Origin of the sequence: Falsibacillus pallidus (genome assembly GCF_050990905.1) — a bacterium.
In the GTDB taxonomy this organism is placed as follows: domain Bacteria; phylum Bacillota; class Bacilli; order Bacillales; family DSM-25281; genus Falsibacillus; species Falsibacillus pallidus_A.
This window is the reverse complement of the sequence record NZ_CP158866.1, coordinates 3,237,875-3,261,820: the sequence shown is the minus strand read 5'-3', so window position 1 is coordinate 3,261,820 and position 23,946 is coordinate 3,237,875. Positions and strand designations below refer to the sequence as shown.

The following is a 23,946-nucleotide window of genomic DNA, read 5'->3' as shown; positions in this document are numbered from 1 at the left end:
GACAGTAAACCTGTCCCTTTGTCCCAGGAAAGAGGGTTTATTAATATGGAAATCAGGCTGGCTAAATCAAAAGATATTAAGCAGTTAATTTAAATGAGGTGGGATACCATTGAATTTGATTACCCAGACCAGGTAGAATAACATACCTATTTGCTTATATGACTAACGTGTACACCATTCCGGAATATAGAAATGCAGGCATTGGAAGCAAAGTATTAAGTTCAATTAATAAATGGATTAAAGAGAAAAAGATTGAGTTTGTAATAGTTTGCCCTACGACGAAGCTATTAATTATTACAAGAAAAATGATTATGTTCATTGTATAGAACTAGTAGAATATTTTTCTTCTTAATAGAATGTTTTAAGAAAACTAAGTGAGGCGTTGATCCGAATAATGGATTAACGCCTTTTTTGGAACCTACTATTACGAAATTTGAACAAACATCTTAAAGATATTATGGGTTGAACTGGGACATAGGGACAGGTTCCTCGTCCCAGAAAAGATAGCACCTGAAACCGAAGTGGGACAGTAAACCTGTCCCCATGTCCCCTGATATAAGGACAAACCAAATTTTCCGGTCCCAATTAGGCATTGTTCTCACGCGAAATGAGGATTGCAGCTATATGATGATGGTGAATGAACTAAAAGGAGTGAATACGATGTATAGGGAATATAAAGATCATGAAAATGATCATGATTGTGATTGTTCAAAGGATTGGAAAGACCATGGGAAAGATGAAAAATCTAAGGAACATCATCATGATCACAACAAAAAAGAGGGTTGTGTAGAAGAAGTATTAGAAGCAATTTTAAAGGCTCAGAATAAGGTGAAAAAGTTAAGTGAATGCAAAAATTCGTGCAAGGAATCAATAAATGATTTATTGGAAGAGCATAAAAAACCGAAGAAAAATACAATACCTTTTATCCTTTATTGTGGATGCGAACCTTTTAAAGGGACTGGAGTGACTACAATTCACGGTCCGCATAAAAAGAAAAAATTTGCTTGTATTACATCTTTCATATTTAAGATAAAAGATCTTGATAACAACTGTGCCACCCTTGAACTATTGGCAGTCAAACCGGATAAATCATCAAAAGACGGCCAGAAATTCTGTTCTCCATGCGGTCAGCTTGACTGTGCAGATGTCGTCGATCTTGTAAAAACAGGCATATGCATTAATGTTGATCTTTCCTGCTTCTGCGGAATTACTTGCCTTCCTGCTGTCTGGTTATAAGAAGGGGTTCTTTATCAGGAATCCTTTCAATATAAAGTTGGCGCCAATTTTATATGAAAAAAATGCTGGCTTCAAATGGCCGTTTTCCCCGCCATTTGTGCCAGCATTTTTCATCCCCCAAATTCTTCAAGAATATCTTCGATGTCTTTCATGTCCAGAGCGGATTGTTCTCTTTGGGAATGGTGTACAGTCTTGTTTTTGACAGGGCTGCTTGTAAAATACCCCTGCTGCAGCATCTGTTTGATTTCTGATAGTTCCATTAATAGTTCTTTGGAGCTTCCATCTTGACGTTTAGGATGGAGGTAGCTGTTAAGAGCTGATAGGACCAGATGAATAAGAGTCTGGTTATCAGCATGATATTCCAGCTGGTCTCGGATTTTTAATGATACAGGAAATGATTCACCTGTTTTGACATCAATGAACTCGTCAGGAACAGTTATGGCCGTTTTATTGATGTAATCTGTGTAGATTCTATACATTTCCATCATCCTTTAACTGTTGGTGGAGATTAAATTGGTTTCTTCCCTTTGTGCATTTTTAAGATGATTCATTTTAGCTAGAATCATCAACCCTTGGACATTCAGTTTTTCCATATCCTCTGGAAACAGAAGTTCAATTGGGCGTCCTCTTTCCGACCATCTGACGGCTGCTTCTTGTATTTGCCTTTGCGCAAGTTTTGCGGCGCCTCCAACGGCGATATATCTGGCAGCCCCTTTTATATCACTCGAGGAACTGCGGACACGGTCAAAATGTTCCAAGTACTTAATCGCCATGGACTTCAGCTGAGGGATAATATATTTACTAATATCTTTTCTAATTCCTGCAAAAGGCTCCACGTACCATTCAGACTGGCCGCCAGCTAATTTTTCTTCAAGTTCAGCCCGGGAATCGAATTTATATAACTCATTTTTACTGACTTTTAGAATGATATTATCAAGAAATTGATTGATTCCGAATGTTTCCCCTTCAACGGAAGAAACGGGTTTATTATGTTTGATGCCGACAAAATCAACAGAATCTCCGCCAAGGTCACCGATGATTATGCCTTTCTTTGATTCGCTGATTAAAGCTTCGTCCTTGACTCCCAGTGTTTCTTGGTCGCGGGTCAGCCCCAGATAGGCACATGCGCCTTCTGCACCTATGATTACATTATTCACATGTAATTTTACAACCACTTCTTTTGGCTCCTGAATGAAAGGGACCTTATGGAAAATGACTGTGTGGGTTCCGAGTAGTTTCTTTTTAAATTTGTCCTTCTGTTCCTTGTATTGTGTAGTAGGAAGGGATGCAGCTAATTGATCAATGGTATAATCCAGCTGAGTTTCTTGGAAGTTTGAGCGAACGGCATGGTAGGCCGCGAGACTGAGCAATAGGATATAGGTTCTGTCTTCGTCTACCTTTTGGTTATTAAATGTTGTTAAACTCACATTACGCTGTTTCGCCGCAGCTTTCCCGATATAGTAAATTTCTCTCTTATCTATTATAGAATGGCTTTTTACTTCAACAATCATATTCTCTGCAAGGTCGACATCTTCATCATCATAAGGTTTTTCATAGAATTCTTCATCAAACAAAGCAATGGTATTAGGGATTTGATATTCGCTAATAAATCCATTATCAGAAGCAATAGCTTTATACCAGCTGTTTCCTAAATCAACTGCAAGAAAGTTTTGTCTCTCCATTTTCCTCACTCCTCATTTGAATCCTATGCAGTATGGGCATTTGCCTGTGCAAGTACCTATGAATATTTTTATATATTTATTGTCCTTCTTAAAACGAAAATCCACATATGTCCAAGCATATAGTAGAATTTTGCATACGATACATTGAACCTAAAATTTTTAAGGAGGAAAAAAAATGAATCATGATCCACATTGCGTAGATGTTAACGTAACAGCAAGTGTAGGTGAATGCGAAAATGTAACAGTAGATCCAATTTTGACAAATGCAGGTCCAAGAATTGTCAGAGTACCAGTTACTTTAGCTGAAATCAAGGTTAGATCCAACCTTGTTGCTGATATCCATTTTCCAGATCCTGTTCTTGAAATCAAAGATATTAAGAAGCGGGTGAAGGTTGTTCAATGCAGACTTCTTCTTCCAGGAGTCCCAGCTGGCACTGACCCATTCTCAGCAGCAGTCTACCCTGACTTGCGTTTATTCCTTAAGGGATTTGTAAGGAAAAATATCCAATATGCAACACCTTGTCCACATTCAAGCGAGTACTGTGTATCTTCTGAAATAAGATCATTAACTGTTGATGTACCTTTTGAATGTGTTACTACAATCACTGCAGCTGAATTTATCAGCCGCCCGCAATTGCCATTTAACAATTCTCGTTCTGAATTCGATTTCTTCAGGGCTCAAGAATTAGGACATGGTTACCCTGAAAAGGATCAGCTGCTTTCAAGCGACCTTTCTCAATTCCACCAAGTGAGCACACAATATTACAATCAAATTCCTTACTGCGAATTACTTTCAAGCAGTATCATCGAGTGGGATGAAGCTACGGACCGTGTTCCGCTTCCTAACCATAAGCCTTTTGAAGAAGGAACTTTCCGCACGTTAAAGGAAAAAATGTTCTTAGAGTTTACACTCAAAGTGCTTCAAAATCAGCAAGTTAATGTAACTGCATTATAATATGATGAATTCCATCCTATAACCTTTGTCGAGTGCGATAGGATGTGTAAAAGACGCTGTCATTGTTTTTCTACGGAAAGCATGATAAGCGTCTTTTCGTATTGGAAAGATCCTCTTATAGATATAACTATGCTAATTTGGATGAATTGCCAGTGAATCGTCTGGAAAAATTGAAATTTTAAAATAGCCCACACATAGACGTTTATCCCGCATACCATGCACTATCTTGATTTTTTAGGAGGACCCTGAATGTCTGATTCAACTAAAAAAATAAATGACTGCAAAGTAACTACAACATCGTGTGGCTGTGAAAATAAACCTCACAAACCAAATGTGAGTATTGGAAAATTAATTACAAAAGTTCCAGTTGTGTTAGCGGAAATTACGCTTCAAGTGAATGTTGATGCGCTTATTGATTTCCCAGAACCAGTATTGGAAATCAAAGATATCAAAAAACATGTAAAACTAACTCAATGCAGGCTGCTATTGCCAACCAACAAATTATTTGTGAAAGGATTTGTCCGGAAGAACATCCAATATGCGAGCCCCAGCCCTGAAATTGAAAACAGCACAACCACTTCAGTAGCCTCAGATATTCACTCCATTACTGTGGATGTCCCGTTTCAATGTGTAACTGAAATCGATCATTTCTTAACACCTCCTGTGATGCCTGAGTTCAACAGGCGGAATGAATTTGATTTTCTGATTTCAAAATCCTTGCCGACAGGGTTTCCAGAAAAAGATGAGCTGCAGACAAATGATCTTTCACAGTTTCATCAAGAAAGCACACAATACTATAACGAAATTCCGTTTTGTGAATTAATCTCCAGTAAGATCATTGAATGGGATGAAGCCATCGATCGCGTCGCCCTGCCGACTTCTTCCCCGATTGGAGAAGGATATTTTACGAAGATTGAAGAAAAAATGGTTGTTGATATTACTTTGAAGGTTCTTCAAAAACAGCAGATACGAGTGGCTTCAACAACAAATGATGACCATCATGATGAGGATTGCTAAAAAATTTGAATGGTTTTCATTCTAACACCTGGAATCAAGAAAACCATTTTGAACAATTCATCTTTTATTATGAAGAATTAAGCAGGAAGGAGGCGATTGGGGAGGATGCTTTATAGAGCAGAACCTTCCAAATGATTATGGATAATATGAACAGTCCGTTTGGTAAAATGAACCACAATCCATTCAGAAATTGGAATGATCATCCTTCTCCATTCAACAACTCAAAATTGGTACATGAAGAAAATAATGATGAATCAGAGGATGATGATTCTGCTGCTATAAAGCGTTCATATGCAATAGGAACTATTGGTGAAAAAATCATCTCGATTCCATTAATCTACCCTCCGCCTAAAATTGAATCAACACAAATTGAATCTTTAGAGAAAATGACGAATCCCCTTATTCATAATCATGACTCAGAATCTGGCAAAACTTCAAACAGTGATCCCTTGCATGAGTTGGAGGGTGAACAAAGGCGAATAGGTCAATTAGAAAGGGAGGAAATGGTTGCATTTATGGAGGAAGAATTCACTTCATTGCTTGAGGACGAAACAGCCGATATAAATGAAATCGATGACTTCCACAGTGAACCATCCTCTTATGAGAATGAAGCTAGTTCGCTGCAGGATGAAATTCTCAATCTTCTAGTAGAGGATCGGGATCCATATCCAGATTATTTGCATGATGAAGAAAGCAGCGGGACGCTGGAAGGGAAGTTTTTCTCTATACTTGAAGGCGACGTAGAGCAAGATTCTACTGTAGTCGAAAATAATCCTTATGTTCAATCTTTTGAAGATGATTCTTCTCTGATGTTAGGAGGATCCTTATTATTAGAAGAACAGGGATCAAACATGTCTGGGGAAGGACTGGAATCTAATGAAGGAAAAGAGGATTCCTCTGCAGATGAAGAAGAGGAAAACACTGACTATGAATTAGATCCCTTTCTTGATGCTGGAGAGGAAGAAGTGAATGTCGAAGGAGAAGAGGTTGTTTCTGAATCAAAAGAAACTTCTTCTCTAGAAGATGAATTTTTTTCTATCCTGGAAGACAAAGACTCATTTTCTATTTCTGAAGAAAAAGAATCCTTTAAAGAGAAGGATGCTGCTGAGAACAATGATGAATATTCTTTAAGACTAGCAAAATACCTTTGGGGTAATGACTGGAATTCTAATGACAATGGGGAGTATGAAGAGGAAGATTTCCTTTCAACATTAGAAGACGATGATTATATTGAAGAGGAAATTGGAAGTAATGAAGACATAATATATTCTCTTCTAGATAGTTCAGATAGTGAGGAATCCGTAAATGAATCATCTTTCTTAGATGGGGATCAGGAAAAAAGTATTTCTCCAGTTGAAAAAAAGAGAGAGTACTCCATTTTAGAAGATCAATTCGAAATAGAGATGCTTGAGGAAGATGAAGCTGCAGAGATTCCTTCTGAATATACTCATGATTGTAAACAGAAAGAAGAAGCCTGTCCTATCGTTAAGATTCCTATTTTATTAGGAGAAATAGCCTTGGAGATCAATCTTTTTGAGACAGCTGATATATCCATTATGATGGATAGGATTTCCAAAGTGGATTGGTCGCTTCAATCCTTTGAAAGCCAAGTTGCACTGCCTTCGAACACCGCATTTTTTAAGGGGCTGTTAATTGCAGATATTGAATATGAATCCAATGGGATCGCGTATTCGTTGAAATTCCCAGTTTCATGGTCAAAAACAGCTGAAATAAACTGGATTTACCCACCTGATATTCCACATGCGAGCCAACAAGAGTTCATGTTTCAATCGGCGGGGAATGAAATCAACTTCCATCACGAATCCACCCAGCAATTTGCAGAAAAAATAGATGCCCAAATAAAAAGCTTTCATTTCAACTGCAATGAGGATTTTCATTCCAGTGAAGGAAAGACGCAGCTTGATATTAAAGGATGTGCAATTTTAGCCATTGATTTAGTGCAGGAGCAATTCATCAACTTTAATTTTTATCCATATTAGTACTTTTCTCAAACTTTGTTGCTTTAGCAACTTAAATCAGGTTTGTTTAAGCAATGAAATAAGAGCTTGGAAACTATAAATAAAAAGGGTGTCTATTTGAGACACCCTTCTCATACTTTCTCATGGACTTATTTACTATTGGCGTTGAAGCTGAGTTAAGCGGACAACAAAATCAATGGTCATTTTTTCTGTAATTTGTTCGAAATTACCCCATCTATCAAAATCATGCGGGAAGTCCATCTGTACCACTCTGGAAGTCAGCAATTTACATTCAATTGGCTCATTGTAGTTTTCAAATGTAATAGATCCGAAACTGCAGCGGTCTGCGCCATGGCCATCTGGTGCAAGGTCTCTGATTTCTTGAATTTGATTGCTTTTTTGGCTAGTGGCGAAATTAATGTTTGCAAGGCCGGTAACTGGATGGAAACATTTAAACGGAACATTGACGCTGTAATCTCTTATATAGCCATCGCAGCCTTCAGAATATTGAATGTTTTTGTGAACATAGCCTTCAATGTACAAGTTTACAGCAGTAGTAGTTGTCCCTGTTGTTGGAGGTACAGGAATCGCTTTACACTGTGTTAAATATACATTTTTCCTGATTGCTTTAATTTCTTGTGCAGATGAAGGCAGGTAGATATCGGCTTCGACATTTGTTGTGATCGGAACATCGGCTAAAATAGCAGTTCTCTCAGTTGAGCCTGTATTTGTTGGGTTTCCTACTGTACAAAAATCACCATGAGTTTTTGCTGTATCGCATGCCTGCATTGGCGGGCATTTTTTCATGGAATTTGAACTCCCACACCCGGTATTTCTCTTCATACAATCCACTCCTAATAATATTTTGTCAAAATTCTTGCTGTTTTTTGACATACTTATTTATATGTGGACAAGTAAAAATGGTTTGGACAAGTGTCATGAACAAAAAAGCCCATTTTTAAAGGGACAGAGGGACAGGATCCTTGTCCCTATTGCGGGACGCGGATCCTGTCCCCCTGTCCCCACAGCCTTTGTACACTCACTAATTCCTGATTATTAAATTCCATTTTGTATATATCGGGTTTTGAGGTGCTATGTAAAAACTTTAAGTCATAGCGGCTATCGAAATAACCCATCATCAACGTCATAACAGCACCGTGGGAACCTAGTACAATTCTTTTTTCTTTAAAAGTGTGCAATAGTTCTATTAAAACGTTAACAGCCCGTTTTTGACAATCGGCATTTGATTCCCCTCCTTGGAAAGTGAAATTTGGATCCTTGAACGACTTCTCTAACAGAGGATATAATTCTTTATCGGATACACGATTGTCTTCAGAAGAAAATACCCTCTCTTTTAAATCTTCCATGACTAAAACTTCTTTCCCTATTTGTTTTGCCAACGCCTCCACAGTCAGTATGGAACGTAAGTAGGGGCTGGAAACAACGGCATCAACTTGCTCATCTTTCAAAAGGGCAGTTACCCGCTGAGCATCTAAATACCCTTTTTCGGTTAATCCTCTTGTCCGCTCATTTCCATCCTTAGGTGAATCCCCGTGCCTCACCATATAAACAAACGTACTCATAATTCATTTCCCCCATGCTTTGCGAATGTTGAAGGGACGGAGGGACAGGTCATTTGTCCCTCCGTACCGTAAGAAGTAGAATATTCTGTGCTGATAATCTAGTTGGGACAGTTATCCTGTCCCCGCGTCCCTCTATCTTCCTTTAAAAAACTATTAATTTAAAGGGGTCATGCTTCCATTTGCAGAATTTCTATTAATGCAACTCAATTTCAGATCTGTTTAAGGAGTAAATAATGCAATTTACGATAAAAAAATACGAAATCAAATATGAAGAACAGTTAAAAGAGATTTTACATGCGAGCTCCGAAGATGAAAATATCATACAAATGATAAAGAAGCCGTCCAACAAAATGGCTTATGGTGCATTTGTGGAGGAGAAATTAGCGGCTATATTTTTTAGCTGGACTAGCAGGTTTCATCCATATTGCCTATATTTTCGAATTGTAGTCGGTCCAGGTCCAGATAAAACGATGGCGGCGAAACGTTTACTGGCATGGGTACAGGAGCATGAAAAGATGGAGCGGCCACTGCAAACCTCTTTATGGGAGACGCGCCATGAATTAATAAAAGCTTATGAAGACATGGGATTTGAAGAAATCAGAAGAACCTATATGCCAACGCTTAAGTTGGGAGCTGCAGCAGCACCTGCCGCATTAATTCGTACTAACTTCAAAATTAAGACGTTGAAAGAGATTATGCTGATTGACCCGTTAATGAATAAACTTGCCTTCATGGTCAAAGCCAACTATGAAAATACCCATATGGCAAATCCAGTGGCCCAATTAGAAACGGATGATTGGAAAAGGTTGATTCTTGCTGAAGACACACTGCTGGATGGAAGCTATATATGCTTAGATGAAGGAGAAAGTGAGATTATAGCCTATTCTTTCCTTCATGATTCAGACGAGGGTGATGCATATGAATTAGGCTGGTGTGGGGCATCTGAAAAGAAATTTACAAATGTGATTGATTATCTCGTAAGCCATCAAATCAACTATTCAAGAGGAAAGAAAGTTTCATTGCTCATCGGTGAATTTGATACAACGGATGAAACAGCAATGGCAGTCATGGAGGCATTTCCTTTTGAAAGCGTTCCGGCATGGATTACCTATCAAAGAAAATGCGGGACACCGGGGACAGGTTCCTTGTCCCGCTAGAGGGACGAGGAACCTGTCCCCATGTCCCAGAAAAACTTCGCCCTAAAAGAAGCTTCAGACTTTTAAAGATTCTTCCCGTCCACTATAATAAAAGGTGATGATAATTATCTAAATTATCACACTATTTTTCTGTAAGAGAATGATTGCTTAAATAGGGAGGAGTATGGTAAATGGAAATGAATGATAGACCAGACCAAAAGGAACATACCTCTGCGGGGCAATGCCCTGTCACTCATCACAAAGATAGTGCTATTACAACGACGACAGCTCCTGGTGGAACTACGAATAAGGACTGGTGGCCAAACCAGCTTAATTTAGGTGTTCTCCGCCAGCATGATAAGAAATCAAATCCAATGGGGGAGGACTTCGACTATCGCGAGGAATTCTCGAAATTGGATTACGATTCATTGAAAAAAGATCTACACCAGCTGATGACGGACAGCCAGGAATGGTGGCCGGCTGACTACGGACATTATGGACCATTCTTTATCCGTATGTCATGGCATGCTGCAGGTACATACCGCACTGCTGACGGACGAGGCGGAAGTTCGACAGGTGCACAGCGCTTTGCCCCGCTGAACAGCTGGCCGGACAACGTCAACCTTGATAAAGCGCGGCGCCTCCTATGGCCGATCAAAAAGAAATATGGAAACAAGATTTCCTGGGCTGATTTGCTTGTCCTGACAGGGAATGTGGCCCTTGAATCAATGGGTCTTAAGACATTCGGTTTTGCTGGAGGGCGTGAAGATGTTTGGCACCCTGAAGAAGATGTGTATTGGGGTTCTGAAAAAGAATGGCTTGCAGACAATCGCTATTCCGGGGACCGCGACCTTGAGAATCCACTTGCAGCCGTTCAGATGGGGCTTATTTATGTAAACCCTGAAGGACCGAACGGTAAGCCGGATCCGCTCGCAAGCGCCCGGGATATCCGCGATACATTCGGCCGAATGGCTATGAACGATGAAGAAACGGTAGCCTTAATCGCAGGCGGGCACACATTTGGTAAAGCGCATGGTGCCGGGGATGCTTCTCTAGTGGGGGATGACCCGGAGGCAGCGACGCTTGAAACACAAGGGCTGGGCTGGATCAGTTCTTATGGAAGCGGAAAAGGCCGCGATACAATTTCAAGTGGTGTAGAAGGGGCTTGGACATCGAACCCGACTACATGGGATAACGGGTACTTCGACCTTCTTTTCGGGTATGAATGGGAGCTGACGAAGAGTCCTGCAGGAGCCTATCAATGGGCGCCTGTCGACATGCCGGAAGAGCACATGGCACCGGATGCGGAAGATTCCTCGATCCGTGTGAAGACTATGATGACAACTGCCGATATGGCTTTGCGCAAGGACCCTGATTATGAAAAGATTTCCCGCCGCTACTACGAAAATCCGAATGAATTTGCCGATGCCTTTGCTCGTGCATGGTTCAAACTGCTGCACCGCGACATGGGCCCTAAAGTAAGATACTTAGGTCCGGAAGTGCCGGGAGAAGAACTGATCTGGCAGGACCCGGTTCCAGCTGTCGATTATGAATTGTCTCATGAGGAAATCGCAAGCCTGAAAGAAAAAATCCTTAACTCAGGCCTCACAGTAAGTGAACTCGTGAAAACGGCATGGGCTTCAGCAAGCACTTACCGAGGATCTGATATGCGCGGCGGTGCAAATGGGGCGCGCGTCCGTCTCGCTCCTCAAAAACACTGGGAAGCGAATGAACCGGAATTGCTTGAGAAGGTCCTTGGAGTTTACGAAGATATTCAAAGCGGACTCGATAAAAAAGTGAGCCTTGCTGACTTGATTGTGCTAGGCGGAAGTGCAGCTGTTGAAAAAGCAGCAAAAGCTGCGGGATTTGAAGTTGCCGTTCCGTTTTCCCCTGGCCGAGGGGATGCCTCTGCTGAGCAGACCGATGCAGAGTCCTTCGATGTCTTGGAACCTGTTTCAGATGGATTCCGCAACTATCAGAAAAAAGAATATTCCACCAGCCCGGAAGAAATGATGGTGGATAAGGCACAGCTCTTAGGATTGACTGCTCCTGAGATGACGGTCCTCGTCGGTGGTCTGCGTGTGCTCGGAGCCAACCATGGAGATACAAAGCACGGAGTATTTACCGATCAGGCAGGTACACTATCCAACGACTTCTTCGCTAACCTCCTGGATATGGGCGTCGAGTGGAAGCGTGCAGATTTCAACCTGTATGAAGGACGCGACCGCAAGACAGGTGAAGTGGTGCGAACAGCTACCCGCTTTGATTTAGTGTTCGGTTCAAACTCTGAACTTCGAGCACTGGCAGAAGTGTATGCACAGGATGATAACAAAGAGAAATTCGTACGTGACTTTGTCTCTGCGTGGGTAAAGGTCATGGACGCTGATCGTTTTGATCTAAGATAACGGAAAGATTGAATTGCGCCTGCTCCCAGCTGGGATGCAGGCTTTTTAAATGAGAGGATTTTAATATGGACGTAAACATAAGAAGACCTGCTAAAGAGGATGAAAGAGAGCTGCATGAATTTTTTCAGCTCGTGATTATGGATACATTTTTGAAAGAAGGAATCGCGCATCTGACAGAGGATATCGATGAAGAAATACATTCAAAGAAGCAATACCTCAAGATGGATATTGAAAGCAATGGGGAGAACCGCTATTTTTTAATTGCGGAAGTTAAGGGAAAAATCGTTGGATCTATTGAATATGGCCCTCCCAGCGAATTGATTCTTCTTAACTCAAACACTGAATATCAATCGCTTATGGAGGTAGGGACCGTATTTGTTCATCCGGATTTTCAGCAAAAAGGGCTCGGGAATAGTCTTTTGAATGAAATGTACGTTGTTTTAGCAGAAAAAGGGATGAAGGAATTCTGTCTCGACAGCGGGTATGTAAGGGCTCAAAAAGTCTGGAAAAAGAAATTTGGAGAACCGGAGTACGTATTGAAAGATTTTTGGGACAAAGGATTCGACCATATGATTTGGCGAATCGCCCTCAGCAGCTTGAGGTAAAAAAGAGGATTCCTGCCAAAATCCTAGAAACTACTATAAGAAAAGGGTGAGGGGGGAATGGAATTATGAATCTTCAAGAAGTAATGGAAAAGTTAGAGGCAATGGGGTCGGAACAGACAAAGAAAACATTTATGCGCCACGGTGCAGCTGAACCCCTTTTTGGCGTGAAAATTGGTGATATGAAAAAGCTTGTGAAATCAGTGAAGAACGATCAGGAACTGGTGCAGGCTTTATACCATACAGGCAATTCCGATGCGATGTACTTAGCGGGATTATCGGTGAATCCCTCGCAACTGACAAAAGAACAGCTTCAGGAGTGGGTGCAGAAAGCCTACTGGCATATGATTGCGGAATGCACGGTGGCAGGTGCTGCAGCAGAAAGTCCATTTGCCAGGGAATTGGCGATGGAATGGATCGAATCTGATGAAGAAATGATCGCAGCCTGCGGATGGAGCACCTATGCAAATTATGTGACCATCACCCTGGATGATCAATTGGATTTTGAGGAAATCCGGAGTCTGCTCATGCGAGTCAAAAACACCATCCATGAAGAGAAAAATCGTGTCCGCTACACAATGAACAGCTTTTTGATTTGTGTAGGCGGCTCGGTCCTGCCGTTAACGGAAGAAGTGATCGAAGTTGCTCACCATATTGGCAAAGTAAACGTGGATGTTGGGAATACAGCCTGTAAAGTACCGCTGGCTGCTGACTACATCAAGAAAATCGAGGAAAGAGGAAAGCTCGGAGCCAAGAAGAAAACGTGCATCTGCTAAATGAATGCAAAAAAGGGAAAGCCCACTGGCTTTCCCTTTTTCTTTAATAAACCTTATCCCCATTAAAGATAGAATTTTTCACTACTACATAATCAACTGTACGGATGGCTTCCAATTTTGTCCCGCCTGCATAAGAAATGGATGATTGAAGATCCTGCTCCATTTCAATCAGCGTATCCTCAAGTGCACCTTTGTGCTCGACGTACATTTTCTTTCCTTCGACGTTCTTTCGTTCGCCTTTTTGGAATTCGGATGCAGAGCCGAAGTATTCCTTATGGAGCTTCCCGTCTTTTTCAATGGTTGTCCCAGGAGACTCCTCGTGTCCTGCGAATAGGGATCCGATCATGACCATAGAGGCGCCGAATCGAACGGATTTAGCGATATCGCCATGCGTACGGATGCCGCCGTCTGCAATAATCGGCTTCGTTGCAGCTTTTGCACACCAGCGCAGAGCCGCCAGCTGCCATCCTCCTGTACCGAAGCCAGTCTTAATCTTCGTAATGCAGACCTTGCCCGGTCCGATGCCGACTTTTGTGGCATCAGCACCGGCATGCTCTAATTCCCTGACCGCTTCAGGTGTGCCGACGTTGCCTGCAATGACGAAGCTGTCCGGAAGATGTTTCTTAATATGTTTAATCATATTGATCACGGCGTTGGAGTGACCGTGCGCAATATCGATGGTGATGTACTCAGGTACGATATTTTCTTCAGCCATCTGTTGAATGAAGCTGTATTCTTCTTCTTTTACGCCAACACTGATGGAGGCGTACAATCCGCGATTTTTCATATCAATCACAAAATCTTTTCGCTTCTCAGGTTCAAATCGGTGCATGATATAGAAATAATTATTTTCAGCCATATAGACGGCAATCTTTTCATCAATGATGGTTTGCATATTGGCAGGGACTACCGGAAGCTTAAATTTCCTGCCGCCAAAAGTCACACTAGTATCACATTCAGAACGGCTGTTAACTACACACTTTGCCGGGATTAGCTGGATATCTTCATAATCGAAAACGTTTTCCATGAAAAAACACTCCTAAAATACGAATATTTTTTATAAGTTAATTAATATTGTTCGTCTCTTAGAAATATACACCATTACAGATTTCCTGTCAAAAAGAATTGACCGCATAATTCAAAAAGGGAAACGCAAACTAAACGTATGTTCGGGAGGTGCTGACATGGAAAATGAAAATAAGGATTTCGAAAATATTTATATTCAATACAAACATCAAGCGGCAGAGCAAAGCCAAAAAGAGATCGTGCAGGAAAGGCAGCCTGGTGTGGAGGAGATTGTCGCAGTAAGAAAGAATCGGGATGATGACATCATTGCCTTCAAGACTGAATCTGGCCGTGAGTTGGATTACATCACTGCATTGGAAGAAGCAAAAGCCGGAAAACTCGCGCATATCGATGTATTTCATAAGTATGGAAGGGATATCATCCGGAGTGAGCCGGATGGCATCAAGGAAAATAACTTGGATCACTTGCCGGAATTTTAATGGCAGAGCCCGAAGGATGGAATATTCTTCGTGTGTTGAGGAAAGGTTAGAAACGGTTCAAATGCTCAAAAATGAAAAACCTCCTATTCAGCAGGAGGTTTTTCTCAATTCATCTATAGAAATCGAATAATGTTTGGAGCTTTTGTTTGACTGGCACACCCATCTCTATTTCGAATTTCAGCTCCATGGAAGCTGCGATATCCTTTGCGTGCTTGATGAACCCTTTATCGAGCAGGTTCCGCATGTATTTCCAATAAATCGGTTCATTGTATTCGTCCATTTGAAGGATGCGGTCGAATCTCGTTTGGGCTTTAGTATATTCTTCAATGGACCAATAATAGAGTCCGATTTCTTCGAGGATATCGAGAAATGACTTTTTTGTCTGATCCCTGATGGGTTCAAGGAATGATTCATAAGGGAATTCCGTCAAAAGATCGCCACTATAAAGGGTTTCTGCTTCTAAGAAATTGGCGATTTTCTCTTCCTGTGAAGGAAAACTCGCCCTGATGAGAGAATGAAATCTTTTTAAATCGATGCTGCAGTCTTGATCATCGAAGTAAATGCTTTCTCCCGTCTGGATGATGTACTTGGACTGTCTTCCTGAAGCGGCGTCAGGCTCCAATGATTTTCTAAGTGCTGAAAGGGATACATAAAAGCGGTTGTTCTGGGAGTGGTAGCTGCCGTCAGGAAATAAATCCTCTAACAGCCGCTCCTTTGGAATTTTTTGTCCGTATTGGGAAGCCAGATACACCATTAGCCGCATGCTCGATTTACGCTTGATGGATATTTCATTCCCATTGTGCATGAGTTGGAAATTCCCAAGGAGGGAGACGGATAATCCTGGGGCCATACGTTCAGCTATGGCTGAAACGGCGTTTGATCCGGAATTGGTCTGGCTAATGATTGCTTGAAGCAGCTGGTTAAAATAGCGATAATGTGAAAAGTGTTTTTCGGATTTCTTTAATTGCTCTATCCCCCGTTCTTTTTCACCCAATTCTAAATGAATCATCCCGAGCTCCAAGTAACCCCATCCAAGATCCGTATCAAGCATGAACTTTTTAGCACGTCTAATCCCCGATTCTGTACATTCCAATGCCTTATTTAATTCTCCGGTCAGCCGATAATATTTCCCCATGGCAATCAGGGGATAGACTTTGGCGCCTTCATCCGAATACTCTTCGGTGAGTCGAGCAAGGTCTTTCAATAAAGGCTCAGCAAGGGCAAGTTCCTTCTTTTCAAGCAGCAATTCAGTCAAGATCCAGGAAGAATGCATCCGGCTGTCCACGGTGTTGAATTGCTCTGCATTCGTCAATGCCATTCTCGCAAATTGGATTCCTTCTTCTATTTCTCCAGTAAAGCGGCAGCATTGGGCAATCAGTGACAGGTTAACAGAAATCAAATCGTGGCTCCCGGCTGCTCTGCTTTCTTTCAATGATTTCATGAACAATTCCTTCGCGTCATCAATCTCCCCGCTGTAAAACAAAACTAAGCCCAATCGATGCCTGAGTAAAATCTTATGAAAGGGAATCGCTTCTGACTCGATGGACGCAAGAGATTTCTTAATCGGTTCAATATAGCTTTGCAATAGCGCAATCGGCACACATCTGAATAAAAAAAGGGAAAAGGCTGCGGTTGAGATTGCAGGACAGATCTCCTCCAGGGAACCATCAAGCAGCAGCAGAAACTGCTCAGGTGTATACATGTTCATCATTTTTTGCATCAGACGTGCAGCTTCTTCAAAATGACCAGCGGCAAGAAAATGAGCGAATGAAAAATAATACTGATAACCGCGTTCGTAAATTTTTGCTGCTGCTTCATGTTTGCTGCGCATTTGCTTTTTCCCGATAAGTGATGTGAGTTTTTGGTACAGATAGTCGCGGAATATCGGAATATATGATTTGGCACCGTCCATATGCCGGATAAAAGTCCGGTTCAGCCAAATTTCTTCCAATAGAGAATAATCAATGCCTAATTCCTCTATGACGTTTGGATCCAGTTCATGAATGAGGCTTGATTGATACAGGACGGATAACTCCGTGTCATCAGCTTCTTTCAGCAATGGGTCATATTCCTCAAATAGTTCTTTGAAGGGTATCTGCTCCAAAAGGATTTCTGAAGAAACTGGTACGGATCCTTTTAACGACGCTGCAACCAATGAAAGAGCTGCTGGCCACCCGCCTAATTTTTTGTGCAGAAAATCCAGTTCGGCGGCAGTCAAAGATTTATTTTCCTGCTGAAAAAAAGAACCGGTATCCTCTTTTGTAAACGTCAGTTCCTGCTCGTTCCACTCAACCAGTTTGTTTTGGATTTTCAGTTTGGTGAGTGGGAATTCGGGCTTCGTTCTGTTTAGCAGTACAATATTGATTGAAGGGGAAGCGTGTTGAATTAGCTGGTGGATGAACGCCGGGATTTCGGGTGATTCGTTCATATGAAAATCATCCAAAACGATGGAAAGCGGACTCTCCCAATAGGCAATGGACTCTAAAATGGAAAGTTGGATGTGGAGAATCTCATCTTCATCACCTGAAATTCCGAGACCTTCTGCTAATAGAAAGACGAATTCCTCCAGGGACCATTTTTTTTCGGCAAAATTGAACCAAAAAGCTTGGCGCGCACGACTGAGCAAATAGTTGGCAATCAATGCAGACTTCCCAAACCCGCCTGGCGCTGTAATACTCATCACCGGCCGATGGAATGCATGATCTAGCATGTGAAATTTATCTGTCTGTTCAAAACTCATTTCCATTTTAGGTATCGCTAGTTGGGAGGTCGTTTTCCCCATCTTCTTCACCTCTTCTACATGAAAAGTATTCCAGGATTTTTGCTCTTATTATATCATGTAAGATTTTTACCCGTAACTGTAAGAAATCTGAAAGAAAGATGTATTAAGATGAAAAAGCTCAGACAGTGGTCTTGCAGCATTCATCAATTTAAGAAATGAGTGAGTCTATGAAGAAAAGTAAATGGTCATTAACGGGATGGACCGCGTTATTTTTCATCCTCTTTTTGTTTTTAGGATACATTGTCATCCAATACGTTGTTTTAGACCCAAAGACTGCAGGGGCGGTCGATGGAAAAATGCAGCTGCCAAACTTTCCGTTCAAGCCTTGGCTCGTGATCTTGTATGTTCACATTATCTTTGGCACCATCGGGCTTTTGACGGGACCGTTTCAATTTTTAAGAAGGCCGACGGGGAAAAATGCAGGCGGGCATCGCAAACTTGGCTATATCTATGTCACTTCAATTGGATTAGCTGGCATGGTTGGATTGTATTTAAGCTGGTATGCAAGCGGGGGAATTGCTGCTAAAACAGGTTTTTTCATGCTGGACGTTTGCTGGCTTGCGACGACTTCTGTTGCCATGATGAGAATTTTCCAGAAGAAGTTCAGCCTGCATCAGCAATGGATGATCCGAAGCTACGCAGTGACATTGGCATTTGCTTCATTCCGTCTTTATTTGCTTCCTTTTACGATGTTTTTTCACCTGGACATTCAATCAGCCATGGGGATTTCTTCCTGGCTGTGCTGGATTACGAACTTAGCGGTCGTCGAGTGGTATTTTTTCCGAAAGAAAAAGAAAAAATCTATACCATCAGGACGCAGACAATATCCGGTTCTTTAAAGGCGCCGTGAATAGAAAGGAAGAAAGAAAATGAGCAAACGAAAATACGTTATTTTCACGCTTGTGATCAACGGGCTGATCCCTTGGATTCTTTATGTCACCCTCTCGAACTATATGAGCAGTGTGGCCGCTCTATCCATAGCCGCCCTTGCTCCTTTAGTAGATAACGTGGTGCATTTAGCCAAACATAAAAAAATGGATGTATTCGGTGGATTGATGCTGTTCACCCTCGTGTTAACGATTGTACTTGTCCTTTTAGGAGGCAGCGAAAAAATCATCTTGATCAGGGAATCCTTGATCACGGCATCTGTTGGGATCATTTTTATCGGTTCACTATTCAGGAAGAAGCCATTGATGTTCAGTTTAGGCTCCCGTTTTGTGGGGGAAGAGATGTTTCATGAAAACTGGCAGTACCAATATTTCCGATTTGTCATGAGGCTGATGACAATCGTCTGGGGACTTATCCTGCTTTGCGAGGCGGCAGTCCGCGTAGTACTTGTCTACAGCTTATCCACGGCTGTCTACTTGGCTGTTTCAAACGTTGTCTTCTACGGTTTCATCGGAGCAGCCATACTATGGACGATTTTTTACCGAAAAAAATCACGGATTAAACTTGAAAGAATAAAAGCAGCACGTACTAATGGAGGTGGGGGTTTTGGTAATACAGCCACTGTCCCGAAAGGATAAGAAGGATGTTTTGACATTGTTGTCGGAAGTGACGAAAGACCTCAAAATGAATGGAATCGATCAATGGGATTTCTTTTATCCAAATCGATTTTTGATTGAGGGGGACCTGAAGCGAAGTCATATGCATGGGGTGAGAGAGGATGGAAAATTAATCGGGATTGTAGTGCTCGAAGATCGGGAAAGCAAGAAACATGAACAAATCGATTGGATGATAAAAGGAAGGGCGGCCTGGATTCATCGGCTGGCTGTATATCCCGATTATCAAGGTAGAGGGCTTGGGAAACAGCTGCTGCACTTTGCAGAGGATCTTGCTCAGCAAAAAGGGTATGAGTGCCTTCGGCTGGATGTCTATTCCGGCAATCCGGGAGCCATCCGACTATATGAAAAGACAGGGTATATATATAGAGGGCAAGTTCATTATCCAATGAGAAAACACCCATATTTCTGTTTTGAAAAAACACTGAGCTTCGAAGCGAGGAAGCCGTCATAATATCAAGTTCAAGAGTGAGCAGCCATCAATCGATGATTTCGGATTCTCACGTATATTCACCAAAAGCCACAGTCTTGGGACTGTGGCTTTTGTGTGTTTAGCGGTCAACATGGGGTGTGGAGGAAGTGCTTAAAGATAAATTGTCCACACTAGGGTGAAAAACGGTCAAAATCATGCTGAAAGTGCAGAAAAACGTTCATTTTAAGGTGTTTGCGGATCTAAATGAAGCTGAATTTGCGAAATTGGGCGATATGGAGAGAAATAAAAGAGGAAAATGAGGCTGGATGCTGGTGAATTCTAAATTTTGGGGTGCTCTTTGCGCCAAAATCAACCGCCTTTGCGCGACTTTTCATGTCCTATGCGCGAGACAACCACTGTTATGCGCCGGCCAGCATAGTTTACGCGCGACAAACACCTTCTTATGCGCCAGCGGCAACATAAGCGCCCCCATTCGACAAAAACCGGGGCGTGCCTGTCACTTTCGTGTCACCTTCAGTATCTTACTCCTGAAATAGTCAATTGGGATCAGGCAAGAAGTATGTGCAAAATCCTCACCCGTGAATAAATATCCATACTTATTTATAAAGTTAAATTATTATATCACTGGTCACTCTAAGGTAAGTAGCTCAAACCACGCTTAGCCTCCTAATCAAGTAATGTGTAAAAACAATATAGGGAAATATTACTAAATTATCAATAACTATATCCGTATAATAAAGAAGTCCTATTCACCTCCATTCCCTTTTGATTTTTCGGGATCAGAAATAATTTTTGTAATCGTTTTCTTCGGCTTCCCAACTGGATTTTCGACACTTTTCAAGCAGCAGATTTCATTCATCAGACAAAAAACCGTGTTGACCGGCATTTTCTCATTCAGTATACTCAGAATAATAAAAATATTTAAAAATTTCATAATCATGCATGAGAGGAAAAACGCTCCCGGAAATCCAACATCGATTTGCATGATCCGAAAATGAACAATGGGGGGATCACAATGGTGCAGAAATGGCATTCTGAGCTGGAAGAAATGTATAGCGAAATGGTTGAATGGAGAAGGCATTTTCATCAGCATCCAGAGCTTTCGTTTCAAGAGGTGGAAACACCGAAAATGATTGCTTCCTTACTCGAAAGCTTCGGGATTGAAGTCAGGACAGGCGTCGGCGGAAGGGGCGTAGTCGGTGTGATCAAAGGCGCGAAGCCGGGAAAGACCATTGCCTTAAGGGCAGATTTCGATGCCCTGCCGATCCAGGATGAAAAAGACGTTCCGTATAAATCCACAGTCCCTGGAGTGATGCATGCCTGTGGACATGATGGACATACGGCGACCCTGTTAGGAGCAGCAAAAGTGCTCAGCCGCAATCGAAATGAGCTGGCAGGAAATGTGGTGCTGATTCATCAGCATGCAGAGGAGCTAGCACCTGGAGGAGCCATTGCCATGATTGAAGATGGATGCCTGGATGGAGTGGACTACGTTTTTGGGACGCATCTTTCCTCGAGAGCTCCAACAGGAACCTATTTATACCGAAAAGGCTACACCATGGCAGCAGCTGATTCCTTTGAAATCAAAATTCAAGGAAGAGGCGGGCATGGCGCATCCCCTCATGAAACGGTCGATGCACTGGCCATCGGCTGCCAGTTGGTCAATCAATTGCAGTACATAGTAAGCAGACAAGTGGATCCCCAGAAATCAGCGGTATTGTCAGTCGGTTCCTTCCATGCGGGGCAGGCGTTGAATGTCATTGCCGATTCGGCTGTGATCCAGGGGACGGTCCGTACATTTGATGAAGAAGTCAGGAAGCATATGGAAAAGGAAATTCAAACTATCGCTAACGGGCTTTGCTCATCCTATCATGCAGAATGCGATGTCGTTTACTCGAGAGGCTATCCAGCCGTTTACAACCACGAACAGGAAACGGAAATGTTTAAATCCGTGGTGGAGAAAACCGTTGACGCGAAAACCATTCAAGAAATGCCAGCCTTGATGGGAGGCGAGGATTTTGCCTATTACTTAAAAGAGAAGCCTGGGATGTTCTTCTTCACGGGGGCTCAAAATGAAGCGATTGGAGCATCCGCACCTCACCATCATCCTAAATTTGATATCGATGAAAGAGGGATGGTCTATGCAGGGAAGGCATTCCTGAGCATCGTCCACCATTACCTGGGTGAAAAAGCGGAAGAGCCGCTTCTTGCCTCATCTGTTTAATGGTTCAAAATCAACTGGAGGTGAAGGATATTGAAAGATGTTTTGCTGGAAGTCAACCAGCTTCAAACGGCTTTTAAAAATGATAAAGGGGAAGCGGTGGCTGTAGAGGAAGTGACATTCCGCCTCATGCCTGGTGAAACCATCGGGATCGTAGGGGAATCAGGGTGCGGAAAAAGCGTGACTTCTCTATCTGTCATGAGGCTCTTGGGGAGCTCCGGCTATATAAAACAAGGGAACATCAAGCTCGAAGGTGTGGACCTGGCAACGCTGCCTGAATCTCAAATGAGAAAGATCCGTGGGAATGACATCTCGATGATTTTCCAGGAGCCGATGACCTCCCTTAATCCAGTCTTCACAATCGGAAATCAAATGATTGAACAGATTGTATTGCATATGAAGCTATCAAAAAAAGAGGCGAAGAAATATGCCGTGTCCATGCTTCAAAAAGTCGGAATCCCACGGGCAGAAGCCATTGTGGATGAGTATCCCCATAAATTATCCGGAGGGATGAGGCAAAGGGTGATGATTGCCATGGCCTTATCCTGCAATCCGAAGCTTCTTATTGCGGATGAACCGACAACAGCATTAGATGTAACAATACAGGCTCAGATCCTCGAGCTGATGAAGAAAATAAAAGAAGAATACAACACGGCGACCATGATCATTTCCCACGATCTGGGGGTCATTGCCGAGATGGCTGATAAGGTGCTTGTCATGTATGCCGGACAAGTGGTTGAAGAGGCCGATGTTTATACTTTGTTTGACCATCCGAAGCATCCTTATACGAAGGGGCTTATGGAATCCATCCCTCATTTGGAGCATGACCAGCATACACGGCTTGCTTCCATTCCAGGTACGGTGCCTGCCTTGAATCAGATGCCTCAGGGCTGCCGCTTCCATTCCAGGTGCCCTTACGCATTGAAGAAATGTACAAGAGAAAGGCCGCCGCTTTTGCCTATCAATGACAGCTCCCATCATGTCAGATGCTGGCTTTATGAAGACCAGCAGCATGATTCTAACTCTGGAAAAAGGGAGGTGCTGGCATGAACGCCATTTCTAAAGAAAAGAATCAATTGAATATTACTAGAGAACCAGATTCCCCATTGATCGAGGTACGGAATCTTAAAAAATACTTTCCTATCAAAAAAGGGATTATTTCAAGGACTGTCGGCCATGTCAAAGCAGTGGATGGCTTGGATTTTTCCATTTTTCCTGGTGAAACACTTGCACTTGTTGGGGAGTCGGGCTGCGGAAAATCGACGACGGGACAAGCCATCGTTCAATTGGATCCCCAGACAGAGGGGAGCGTCCTTTTTGAAGGAACCAATCTCTCCGGACTATCACACTCTGAGATGCGGAATATGCGGACACAGATGCAGATTATTTTTCAAGATCCTTACTCTTCCCTCAATCCACGCAAACGGATTGGGGATCTTCTGGCAGAACCATTGATGGCACACAAACTGGCAGATAAAAAAGAAGCTTATAAAAAAGCAGATGAAATGCTCGAAATCGTTGGTTTGACCAAATTTTACCGCAGCCGATATCCGCATGAATTCTCTGGGGGGCAGCGGCAGCGGATCGGCATTGCAAGGGCACTGATCTTAAATCCTAAATTGATTGTCTGCGATGAGCCGGTGTCAGCCCTTGATGTCTCTATCCAAGCCCAAGTCCTCAATCTATTGAAAGATTTACAGAAAGAGTTTCAATTAACCTATTTATTCATTGCCCATGGATTGGGAGCAGTGAAATATATCAGCGACCGGATTGCCGTCATGTACCTGGGGAAAATTGTTGAAATTGCAAAGACAGAGGACATTTTTAAAAATCCGAAACATCCCTATACAAAAGTACTTTTGAGCGCCTATCCGGTTCCCAATCCGCATCTTCGGGGGCGGGAGAGAATCATCGTGCAGGGAGATGTCCCGAATCCGGCCAATCCGCCAAAAGGCTGCAGCTTCCATACCAGATGTCCAATCGCACAGGAAATTTGCAAAATTGAGGAGCCTGTGTTGAGCGGGGAAGGGCATATGGCTGCCTGCCACTTTCCGAACTCACCCATTAGCTAA

General features: G+C 42.4%; 22 protein-coding genes. 16 read left to right on the top strand and 6 right to left on the bottom strand.

Features of this window, described 5'->3' with window-relative positions; all coding sequences use genetic code 11:
- Nucleotides 1-158: 158 nt before the first annotated feature.
- Together ABTV07_RS17115 and ABTV07_RS17110 are read left to right on the top strand one after the other, a co-directional pair.
- Complete coding sequence (locus ABTV07_RS17115) at nucleotides 159-326, top strand: GNAT family N-acetyltransferase (RefSeq protein ID WP_433744455.1); 168 nt, start codon at nucleotides 159-161, stop codon at nucleotides 324-326.
- Nucleotides 327-660: 334 nt separating this feature from the next.
- On the top strand, nucleotides 661-1,236 hold the full coding sequence (locus ABTV07_RS17110; RefSeq protein ID WP_433744453.1) for a CotY/CotZ family spore coat protein: 576 nt from the start codon (nucleotides 661-663) through the stop codon (nucleotides 1,234-1,236).
- A 110-nt stretch (nucleotides 1,237-1,346) separates the two neighbouring features.
- On the opposite strand, the gene ABTV07_RS17105 is transcribed toward ABTV07_RS17110, so the two are convergent.
- Both ABTV07_RS17105 and ABTV07_RS17100 read right to left on the bottom strand, forming a co-directional pair.
- Nucleotides 1,347-1,715, bottom strand: a complete 369-nt coding sequence (locus tag ABTV07_RS17105; RefSeq protein ID WP_433744451.1) for a hypothetical protein — start codon at nucleotides 1,713-1,715, stop codon at nucleotides 1,347-1,349.
- Between the two features lie 12 nt (nucleotides 1,716-1,727).
- Nucleotides 1,728-2,918, bottom strand: a complete 1,191-nt coding sequence (locus ABTV07_RS17100) for a ParM/StbA family protein (protein WP_433744448.1) — start codon at nucleotides 2,916-2,918, stop codon at nucleotides 1,728-1,730.
- 175 nt (nucleotides 2,919-3,093) lie between these two features.
- Here ABTV07_RS17100 and ABTV07_RS17095 point away from each other — a divergent pair, with 175 nt between their 5' ends.
- The 3 genes from ABTV07_RS17095 to ABTV07_RS17085 all read left to right on the top strand — a co-directional run bounded on the left by ABTV07_RS17095 (nucleotide 3,094) and on the right by ABTV07_RS17085 (nucleotide 6,890).
- On the top strand, nucleotides 3,094-3,873 hold the full coding sequence (locus ABTV07_RS17095) for a CsxC family protein (RefSeq protein WP_433744446.1): 780 nt from the start codon (nucleotides 3,094-3,096) through the stop codon (nucleotides 3,871-3,873).
- Nucleotides 3,874-4,122: 249 nt separating this feature from the next.
- Nucleotides 4,123-4,890: a CsxC family protein gene (locus tag ABTV07_RS17090; protein WP_433744444.1), complete on the top strand. Its 768-nt coding sequence runs from the start codon at nucleotides 4,123-4,125 to the stop codon at nucleotides 4,888-4,890.
- A 131-nt stretch (nucleotides 4,891-5,021) separates the two neighbouring features.
- Nucleotides 5,022-6,890 carry a hypothetical protein gene (locus tag ABTV07_RS17085; protein WP_433744442.1) on the top strand — a complete coding sequence of 623 codons (1,869 nt, stop codon included), beginning with the start codon at nucleotides 5,022-5,024 and terminating at the stop codon, nucleotides 6,888-6,890.
- Between the two features lie 135 nt (nucleotides 6,891-7,025).
- Here ABTV07_RS17085 and ABTV07_RS17080 read toward each other — a convergent pair whose 3' ends face one another.
- Together ABTV07_RS17080 and ABTV07_RS17075 are read right to left on the bottom strand one after the other, a co-directional pair.
- The gene (locus ABTV07_RS17080; RefSeq protein ID WP_433744439.1) at nucleotides 7,026-7,712 is read right to left on the bottom strand and encodes a CsxC family protein; all 687 of its coding nucleotides are present in this window, start codon (nucleotides 7,710-7,712) and stop codon (nucleotides 7,026-7,028) included.
- Nucleotides 7,713-7,858: 146 nt separating this feature from the next.
- On the bottom strand, nucleotides 7,859-8,452 hold the full coding sequence (locus tag ABTV07_RS17075; protein WP_433744436.1) for a histidine phosphatase family protein: 594 nt from the start codon (nucleotides 8,450-8,452) through the stop codon (nucleotides 7,859-7,861).
- Between the two features lie 233 nt (nucleotides 8,453-8,685).
- Between ABTV07_RS17075 and ABTV07_RS17070 the strand changes: the two genes are divergently transcribed.
- The 4 genes from ABTV07_RS17070 (at nucleotide 8,686) to ABTV07_RS17055 (ending at nucleotide 13,371) form a co-directional block, all read left to right on the top strand.
- Nucleotides 8,686-9,609 carry a hypothetical protein gene (locus ABTV07_RS17070; RefSeq protein ID WP_433744434.1) on the top strand — a complete coding sequence of 308 codons (924 nt, stop codon included), beginning with the start codon at nucleotides 8,686-8,688 and terminating at the stop codon, nucleotides 9,607-9,609.
- Between the two features lie 170 nt (nucleotides 9,610-9,779).
- A complete protein-coding gene (gene katG, locus ABTV07_RS17065) occupies nucleotides 9,780-11,993 on the top strand; it encodes a catalase/peroxidase HPI (protein WP_433744431.1) in 2,214 nt (737 codons plus the stop codon).
- A gap of 65 nt (nucleotides 11,994-12,058) precedes the next feature.
- Nucleotides 12,059-12,598, top strand: coding sequence for a GNAT family N-acetyltransferase (locus ABTV07_RS17060; protein WP_433744429.1), 540 nt, complete (start codon nucleotides 12,059-12,061; stop codon nucleotides 12,596-12,598).
- Between the two features lie 65 nt (nucleotides 12,599-12,663).
- Nucleotides 12,664-13,371, top strand: coding sequence for a DNA alkylation repair protein (locus ABTV07_RS17055; RefSeq protein ID WP_433744426.1), 708 nt, complete (start codon nucleotides 12,664-12,666; stop codon nucleotides 13,369-13,371).
- A gap of 43 nt (nucleotides 13,372-13,414) precedes the next feature.
- Here the strand turns inward: ABTV07_RS17055 and guaC are convergent, their stop codons facing one another.
- Nucleotides 13,415-14,398 carry a GMP reductase gene (gene guaC, locus ABTV07_RS17050; RefSeq protein WP_433744424.1) on the bottom strand — a complete coding sequence of 328 codons (984 nt, stop codon included), beginning with the start codon at nucleotides 14,396-14,398 and terminating at the stop codon, nucleotides 13,415-13,417.
- 157 nt (nucleotides 14,399-14,555) lie between these two features.
- Here guaC and ABTV07_RS17045 point away from each other — a divergent pair, with 157 nt between their 5' ends.
- The gene (locus ABTV07_RS17045; protein WP_433744421.1) at nucleotides 14,556-14,876 is read left to right on the top strand and encodes a DUF3892 domain-containing protein; all 321 of its coding nucleotides are present in this window, start codon (nucleotides 14,556-14,558) and stop codon (nucleotides 14,874-14,876) included.
- 109 nt (nucleotides 14,877-14,985) lie between these two features.
- Here ABTV07_RS17045 and ABTV07_RS17040 read toward each other — a convergent pair whose 3' ends face one another.
- Complete coding sequence (locus ABTV07_RS17040; protein ID WP_433744418.1) at nucleotides 14,986-17,658, bottom strand: BTAD domain-containing putative transcriptional regulator; 2,673 nt, start codon at nucleotides 17,656-17,658, stop codon at nucleotides 14,986-14,988.
- Between the two features lie 167 nt (nucleotides 17,659-17,825).
- Here ABTV07_RS17040 and ABTV07_RS17035 point away from each other — a divergent pair, with 167 nt between their 5' ends.
- The 6 genes from ABTV07_RS17035 (at nucleotide 17,826) to ABTV07_RS17010 (ending at nucleotide 23,946) form a co-directional block, all read left to right on the top strand.
- Nucleotides 17,826-18,497, top strand: a complete 672-nt coding sequence (locus tag ABTV07_RS17035) for a DUF2306 domain-containing protein (RefSeq protein ID WP_433744416.1) — start codon at nucleotides 17,826-17,828, stop codon at nucleotides 18,495-18,497.
- A 30-nt stretch (nucleotides 18,498-18,527) separates the two neighbouring features.
- Entirely contained in the window at nucleotides 18,528-19,184 is a 657-nt protein-coding gene (locus ABTV07_RS17030) for a VC0807 family protein (protein ID WP_433744413.1), read from the top strand.
- The gene (locus ABTV07_RS17025; protein WP_433744410.1) at nucleotides 19,153-19,674 is read left to right on the top strand and encodes a GNAT family N-acetyltransferase; all 522 of its coding nucleotides are present in this window, start codon (nucleotides 19,153-19,155) and stop codon (nucleotides 19,672-19,674) included. The genes ABTV07_RS17030 and ABTV07_RS17025 overlap by 32 nt, the downstream gene beginning before the upstream one ends.
- Nucleotides 19,675-20,668: 994 nt before the next feature.
- Entirely contained in the window at nucleotides 20,669-21,877 is a 1,209-nt protein-coding gene (locus ABTV07_RS17020; protein ID WP_433744407.1) for a M20 family metallopeptidase, read from the top strand.
- Nucleotides 21,878-21,907: 30 nt separating this feature from the next.
- A complete protein-coding gene (locus ABTV07_RS17015) occupies nucleotides 21,908-22,924 on the top strand; it encodes an ABC transporter ATP-binding protein (RefSeq protein ID WP_433744404.1) in 1,017 nt (338 codons plus the stop codon).
- Nucleotides 22,921-23,946, top strand: a complete 1,026-nt coding sequence (locus tag ABTV07_RS17010) for an ABC transporter ATP-binding protein (RefSeq protein ID WP_433744401.1) — start codon at nucleotides 22,921-22,923, stop codon at nucleotides 23,944-23,946. Before ABTV07_RS17015 ends, ABTV07_RS17010 begins: the two co-directional genes overlap by 4 nt.

Bases quoted from the DNA above. Each gene is read 5' to 3' on its own strand.
- ABTV07_RS17035 (WP_433744416.1), top strand. From the start codon at position 17,826: ATGAAGAAAAGTAAATGGTCATTAACGGGATGGACCGCGTTATTTTTC.
- ABTV07_RS17105 (WP_433744451.1), bottom strand. From the start codon at position 1,715: ATGTATAGAATCTACACAGATTACATCAATAAAACGGCCATAACTGTT.
- ABTV07_RS17115 (WP_433744455.1), top strand. From the start codon at position 159: ATGACTAACGTGTACACCATTCCGGAATATAGAAATGCAGGCATTGGA.
- ABTV07_RS17100 (WP_433744448.1), bottom strand. From the start codon at position 2,918: ATGGAGAGACAAAACTTTCTTGCAGTTGATTTAGGAAACAGCTGGTAT.
- ABTV07_RS17030 (WP_433744413.1), top strand. From the start codon at position 18,528: ATGAGCAAACGAAAATACGTTATTTTCACGCTTGTGATCAACGGGCTG.
- ABTV07_RS17010 (WP_433744401.1), top strand. From the start codon at position 22,921: ATGAACGCCATTTCTAAAGAAAAGAATCAATTGAATATTACTAGAGAA.
- ABTV07_RS17075 (WP_433744436.1), bottom strand. From the start codon at position 8,452: ATGAGTACGTTTGTTTATATGGTGAGGCACGGGGATTCACCTAAGGAT.
- ABTV07_RS17080 (WP_433744439.1), bottom strand. From the start codon at position 7,712: ATGAAGAGAAATACCGGGTGTGGGAGTTCAAATTCCATGAAAAAATGC.
- ABTV07_RS17110 (WP_433744453.1), top strand. From the start codon at position 661: ATGTATAGGGAATATAAAGATCATGAAAATGATCATGATTGTGATTGT.
- ABTV07_RS17090 (WP_433744444.1), top strand. From the start codon at position 4,123: ATGTCTGATTCAACTAAAAAAATAAATGACTGCAAAGTAACTACAACA.
- ABTV07_RS17085 (WP_433744442.1), top strand. From the start codon at position 5,022: ATGATTATGGATAATATGAACAGTCCGTTTGGTAAAATGAACCACAAT.
- ABTV07_RS17045 (WP_433744421.1), top strand. From the start codon at position 14,556: ATGGAAAATGAAAATAAGGATTTCGAAAATATTTATATTCAATACAAA.
- ABTV07_RS17020 (WP_433744407.1), top strand. From the start codon at position 20,669: ATGGTGCAGAAATGGCATTCTGAGCTGGAAGAAATGTATAGCGAAATG.
- ABTV07_RS17055 (WP_433744426.1), top strand. From the start codon at position 12,664: ATGAATCTTCAAGAAGTAATGGAAAAGTTAGAGGCAATGGGGTCGGAA.
- katG (WP_433744431.1), top strand. From the start codon at position 9,780: ATGGAAATGAATGATAGACCAGACCAAAAGGAACATACCTCTGCGGGG.
- ABTV07_RS17040 (WP_433744418.1), bottom strand. From the start codon at position 17,658: ATGGGGAAAACGACCTCCCAACTAGCGATACCTAAAATGGAAATGAGT.
- ABTV07_RS17070 (WP_433744434.1), top strand. From the start codon at position 8,686: ATGCAATTTACGATAAAAAAATACGAAATCAAATATGAAGAACAGTTA.
- ABTV07_RS17060 (WP_433744429.1), top strand. From the start codon at position 12,059: ATGGACGTAAACATAAGAAGACCTGCTAAAGAGGATGAAAGAGAGCTG.
- guaC (WP_433744424.1), bottom strand. From the start codon at position 14,398: ATGGAAAACGTTTTCGATTATGAAGATATCCAGCTAATCCCGGCAAAG.
- ABTV07_RS17095 (WP_433744446.1), top strand. From the start codon at position 3,094: ATGAATCATGATCCACATTGCGTAGATGTTAACGTAACAGCAAGTGTA.